This is a genomic window from Skermanella sp., assembly GCF_059503625.1.
Genome location: NZ_JCACHA010001062.1, coordinates 1 through 5,762, shown reverse-complemented (window position 1 = coordinate 5,762; position 5,762 = coordinate 1). Strand labels below are relative to the sequence as shown.

Genomic DNA, 5,762 nt, shown 5'->3' with positions numbered 1-5,762 from the left:
AACGCGGTGCGGAACAGAAAGCGACAGCGTCCTTTGCTCTGAAGGTGCCGACCACTCTGGTCGCAGTCTCGATGTCGCGCCAGGAAACTCGTCGCCTGAGCCGCAACCAGGTTCGTCTGCGCACCGGCCAGAACGGTTTTCGCCTGATCAAGCGACATACCGATCTCCTCAAGCTGGTCGTCGCCCTTGTCGAAGCAGGCAATCACGTCCTCGCTGAGCACGGTGTCATCATCGCTGACGATCCGGAGCTGGATCTGAACTCGCATGGGCATTCCGAAGGCTCAATGGCTGACAAGATCCAGCCTACCTGCCTTCCACAGCGTTGGCCACGTTACCCCACGGATTTTTATGCTCTCCATCACTCAACGCTTCGGCTCGACCTATCGACCCCGGTTTCCACCAGGAGCAAAACCCACTCCATCCTTATTCCCCAGCCGCTGAAACGTACCGACTGGTCATATCCTGTTCAGTCCAGCTCCCTAATCTCGCGGCAGTCCCGTTCCCGCCAAGGCCTTCTCCCGTCGGTGCTGTGATTTTCTTTGAGGCGACCGCCAACTGGTGAAACAATCGACGGGGTCGATGCCAGTATCTGACGGTAGGCGGCGTCTTGTGTACTTGGACAATGGAGTCAGCCGTTAAAGGAACTTAAAATGATATAGCGATCAGATCAGCCCTTCAGCAGACGCTCCAGATCGGCAATCAACCCACGGATACGGGACAGATGTTCACCGGTGTCATAGACGGAGAGAGTGGTCAGCATGTTGGTTTCGCGCTCGATCTCTGCGGCAATGTCGCCGATCCCGGCAAAGCCAAAAGTCCCGGCGGAACCGGCGAGTTGGTGTGATTTCATCCGAATTTCTTCCAGAAGCGCTGGTGTGGTGGTCGTGAATTCCCCTCTCTCGGTCAGGGACCTGAGATCGCTGATCCGCTCGCTGAGGCGCGTGCGGTATTTTGCCTGGAGCAGAGCATATTTATCTTCCACGGATTTATATTCGTCAGCCATGGATGCGGACCCAGATGGCGTTCACCTGATCCGCGAGAACGATGGGATCGAAGGGCTTCGGGATCACATCCGCAGCCCCCATCGCCCGCATTCGGGCAACTTCCTCCGGCCGGACCTTGGCGGTCATGAAAACTGCCGGGATCGTTGCGGTATCCGGCCGGGCGCGCAGAGCCGCCAAGGTTTCACCGCCGTCCATGCCTGGCATCATGAAATCGATGATCAGCAGGTCGGGCCTGACACGCGATACGATATCCAGCGCCTCCCGGCCCGATCCGCAGGCGGTGACATCGAAGCCGCCGACTTCCTCCAGCGACATTTTGGCGACCTCCTGGATATCCGGATCGTCCTCGATCAGCAGGATGGAGCGAAGCGGATGCTTCATGGTGCGGTTTCCCCAGAGGAGTGGTGGACAGCGGGGTTGATGATGTGCCCAATCGCTTCCGCCAGTTTATCGATGGGAGTGCGGGATTTCGTCAGTGCCAGCGTCACCTGCCGGATGATCTCCGGCTCGGAATCGGCCTCGGAAAAAATTACTACCGGCGGAGGTGGAGCGAATTGACCGCCGATGATCGGCAACAGATCCAGACCCGAACCATCTGGTAGTGTCACGTCGAGGATGATCAGGGCGTATCGGTGCTCCGCCAAACGGTGGCGCGCTGCTTCCAGGCTATCGGCGGTATCGATCCGGGTGGAACCGGCAAGTGCAAGGGTCACCAACTCGCGAATATCCGGATCGTCCTCTACATGCAGGATGCGGGGGGCTTCACGATCCATATCCACGACCCTACGCACCACCTCAACCAGACGCTTGCCGTCGAAGGGTTTTTCAAGCCAGTCCGCGACATTCAGGGCGCCGCCCTCGGTTGAGCAGCGGGCCTCGTTCGCCGTGGCGGACACAACCACGATTGGAAAAGCACGGGTTTCGTCGTCGGCGCGCAGTTCCCGGATTAGATCGACGCCGTTGCCGTCCGGCAGCATCAGGTCGAGGACGAGAGCATGATAAGCCCGTTCCCGAAGATGATTGCGGGCCTCTGCCACGGTCGCGACGATATCGCTGTCGAAACCGGCTCTGGTGAGCAGCGCGCGGATCGCGCTGGCGACCGGGGCGGAATCCTCACAGATCAGAATACCGGCCGTGTCCCGTACGTCGTCGCTCTGAGGCGGCTCGCTGGCAGCTAGCGGCAGATCGACATGAAACACGGTTCCGGATTCCTCGCCGGTCCGAGTTTCGAAGCCAATAGCGCCGCCGTGGCGCTCGACTATGCTGCGGGCGATGCTCAGACCCAGGCCGGTACCACCCTGGCTGCGTCGGTCTGAACTGTCGGCCTGGGCGAAGCGCTGGAAGATCCGGGCGCGAAACCCCTCAGTGATACCGGGGCCGTTGTCGCGGACCTCAAGGCGGCCCCAGGCACCGGATCTTTTGACGATAATGGTCACGATGCCCTCAGAAGGGGAATCCTTGACCGCGTTCGAGATCAGGTTGGCCGCGACCTGAAGCAGCCGGTCGCTGTCCCCTATGACAGTAGTGGGATAAGAGGATAATTTCAGGTCGAGATTGACACCGAAACGCTCCGCATAGGGACGGTTTTGTTCGACCGACTGCGCGAGCAGGGCGCCCAATTCAACCGGTTCCCGGCGGAATTCCATTTGCCCGGATTCTATTCGGTCGATGTCGAGCAGGTCGTTGATCAGACGGTTGAGACGCTCGCCGTTCTTGTGCGCGATACCAATAAGTTTCATCGCCTTGTCCGGCAACTCGCCGCCGATCCCGCGCGCCAGCAGACCGAGCGAACCGGTGATCGAGGTCAGAGGTGTCCGCAGTTCGTGGCTAACGGTCGAGATGAACTCATCCTTGATCCGTTCGATCTCCTTGCGTTCGGTAATGTCGGAGAACGAGACGACAGTGCGGCCATCGATGGTTTCGGCATGACGGAGGTCGAGTACCCGGCCGTCGATGGTTCTGATCTCCGCTCGCCGGCTGTGTCCCTCCCGGATATGAGCCAGGGCGTTGTGGAACAGAACCTTGGGATCACCGGGTCCGAGATCACCGCGCTCGGCCATGAGCCGGATAAAGCAGTCCATTTCGGCGCCGCGCCGGTGAAGATCCAGCGGGGCGCGCAGCATTTCGAAAAACTCGTCGTTCCAGACGATCAGGGCGTCTTGCTGGTCGAAGACCGCAATGGCGTGATCGACGCTTTCGATGGTGGCGCGCAGCAGGCTGGAATAATCGACAAGTGCGATCTCGCGTGCCTTCAATTCGGAAATATCGGTGTTGATCGCGACCAGATCGCCGGCCGGGGTGCGGCATTCCAGGCTGCTCAGCCAGCGCCCGCCCGGCAGACGGATTTCGTACGAGCCGCCGCCCTTGCGTCGCAGGGCTAGCCGGCGCTCAATCCAGTCCGCCCCGTTCCCGTCGATTTCGATGTTCAAGCCGTGGGTGGACATGTCCCTCAGCACGGTTTCGAAGCACGATCCGATCACCGGAAATTCCGGATTATTGGGAAAAAAGGTTTCCCGGTAGCTCCGGTTCACCATCGAAAGCCGATCGTCCTTACCGTAGACCGCCAGCGCCGCCGGCATGGCGTCCAGTATTCCGGCCAGTCGTTGCTCGGCCTCCTCGGCCCGGATGCGCTCGGCCTCCGCGGTCAGGCCGCCCACGCGCATCTCGATCAGGTCCACGACGGTCTCGGCCAGTGCCGCCAACCGACTCCGATCGGTCTCTGAAAAGGTGCGTGGCCGAGTATCGAGTATGCACAGGGCGCCCAGGATAAACCCATCACGAACCCGCAGCGGTGCTCCGGCATAGAAGCGGACATGCTGTGGACCGGCAACGAGTGGATTTTCCGAGAAGCGCGGATCGAGCCGGGCATCCGGCACGATCATCGGCTGGTCGGACAAAATGGTGAAGGCGCAGAAGGCAAAGTCGCGCGGACAACCGGGAGCGCTGAGGCCGAGCGCGCCCTTGAAACACTGATCGTTCCTGTTGATCAACGAGACCAATCCGATAGGAGTGTCGAACAGCCGGGCTGCCTGGGCGGCGATGCGGTCAAAAGCCGGTTCCCGGCCGAAGCCTTCCATCCGGTACTGCTCAAGTGCCGCGAGCCGTGCCGTCTCATTTTCGGGAAGGGGCGGTATCGTCATGCGTGTGCCTTTCCGCGTGTGGAGCGACCACCGGCCGGGAGAACGGCCCGTAGCCGCGCACCCAGACGCTGGATGGCGTCACCGAGCCACCCGCCTTTCTGGCGCGAGTTCAGCTTTTTCAGTTCCAGAGCCGCGCGGTCGTGACTGATCCGCTCGGTCACCATGTCACCGTAGATCCGGTCGGCCTTGCGGCGGCGGCGCACGGCATCGCCCGCGTCCAGAAACGCTTCGACGGCATCGATTGCGGTGGCGAGCGGGCCGGTGGTCCTCGTCACGGCCATGCTCTCGCGTACGGTGGTCATTTGACGATCGAGATTGCTCAGCATCAGATCCAGCTGCGCCTGGAAAGCCTCACCCGGCACCGGCGACGTCTCCCGCAGGCGGGCGACCGTGGCTTTGACCCGTTCCTCGCTCAGGACGCCGAATTCCTGGAAGCCGGCAAGCGTCCGGACACCCTGTGCGGCCAGCGCGGGATCGCCGCTTTCCGCCATCTCGCAGGCCTGATGGCAGGCATCCCAGGCCTGCCAGCGGTACACGAAATCGAGACCGGTACCCTTGATATTCTGAACGCCCATGATGCGGTTGAAGAAGCCGGGCGGCGTTTCGGCCCGGATGCGCTCCACCGTCTGGTCGCCGGTCGAGTAGTAATCCTCGACCACGAGGATCTTGCGCCGGAACCAAGTCCTCAGCAGTTCGGCGAAGCCGGTATCGAGCTGTTTGCGGTCGCTTCCGGCGCGGACACGTTCCAGGAACGCCTGATATTCGGCGACGTGCTCCCGTGCCCAGGCGAGATGCTTGACGATGCCTTCCGCCTCGGCGACGCCCGCCGCGTCCAGCCGGCTGCGCAGTTCGTCCGGCTGGTCCCGAAGCGCCAGCAGGGCTTCCGCATCGAGCGGTTCGGGCTGGCCGTTGAGCATGGCCCGGAGGATGCCTTCGACATGCTCGTCCTCATGCGGGACACGCATGCGGCGGGCGGCGGAGTGCAGCGTTTCCACCGGATCGGCAAGCTCGCCCGTGCCGGTGTCCGGCCAGAGCGTCAGGTTCGCGGCAAAGCCGCTCCAGGCTTCATCGATATAACCCCGGAATCCTTCCAGGTTTCCGCCGATCAAGACATGCCGGTCGGCGGAGATGTCGTTGACGAGAATGCTGGCGAAGACCCGCGAGCGCGGCACCCGGTCGGCCCGGTTGTTGACGACCGTGGTGATCCAGATGCCCGGCTCGGCGAACGGGTCCTGCCGGTCGAAGCCCATGCGCAGCCAGTTGCCGAGCGCCCCGAAGCGTTCGTTGGCCGACATGCCGTTGACGAATTCGAGACGACGCGTCTTCACGGGTGCGGCCGGATATGTCTTCAGCACGCCCAGATCCGCAATGACGCGGTCCGCCATTTCCTTCAGCGCGAAATCGCGATTGACCCCAAGTTCATCGGCGAGCGCCAGCACCAGCGCGATGTTGAACGGATGTTCCTCGTAGGGAAACCGTTTGAGCGTATCGGAGGGCAGCAGCCCAGCTTCCAGCCAGCCGACGCCGACCAGCCGGGTGCCGAGCGAGCGTGCGGCATCGGCGAGGATCGGCCGCATCTGTTCCTCGGTGGTGAGCACGGTGCCCCGTTCGGGCATGA

At 62.1% G+C, this 5,762-nt stretch carries 5 protein-coding genes; 1 reads left to right on the top strand and 4 read right to left on the bottom strand.

Annotation, left to right across the window (positions count from 1 at the left end; all coding sequences use genetic code 11):
* Positions 1-533 (top strand): hypothetical protein (locus AC5JJ6_RS38475; RefSeq protein WP_496047099.1); only part of this gene is annotated, 533 nt, incomplete at its 5' end.
* 134 nt (positions 534-667) lie between these two features.
* Here AC5JJ6_RS38475 and AC5JJ6_RS38470 read toward each other — a convergent pair.
* From AC5JJ6_RS38470 to AC5JJ6_RS38455, 4 genes are all read right to left on the bottom strand, one after another.
* Positions 668-1,003: an Hpt domain-containing protein gene (locus AC5JJ6_RS38470; protein ID WP_496047098.1), complete on the bottom strand. Its 336-nt coding sequence runs from the start codon at positions 1,001-1,003 to the stop codon at positions 668-670.
* Positions 996-1,385: a response regulator gene (locus AC5JJ6_RS38465; protein WP_496047097.1), complete on the bottom strand. Its 390-nt coding sequence runs from the start codon at positions 1,383-1,385 to the stop codon at positions 996-998. Before AC5JJ6_RS38465 ends, AC5JJ6_RS38470 begins: the two co-directional genes overlap by 8 nt.
* Complete coding sequence (locus AC5JJ6_RS38460; RefSeq protein WP_496047096.1) at positions 1,382-4,144, bottom strand: PAS-domain containing protein; 2,763 nt, start codon at positions 4,142-4,144, stop codon at positions 1,382-1,384. Before AC5JJ6_RS38460 ends, AC5JJ6_RS38465 begins: the two co-directional genes overlap by 4 nt.
* On the bottom strand, positions 4,141-5,762 hold a 1,622-nt coding region (locus AC5JJ6_RS38455), incomplete at its 5' end, for a hypothetical protein (protein WP_496047095.1). The genes AC5JJ6_RS38460 and AC5JJ6_RS38455, both read right to left, overlap by 4 nt.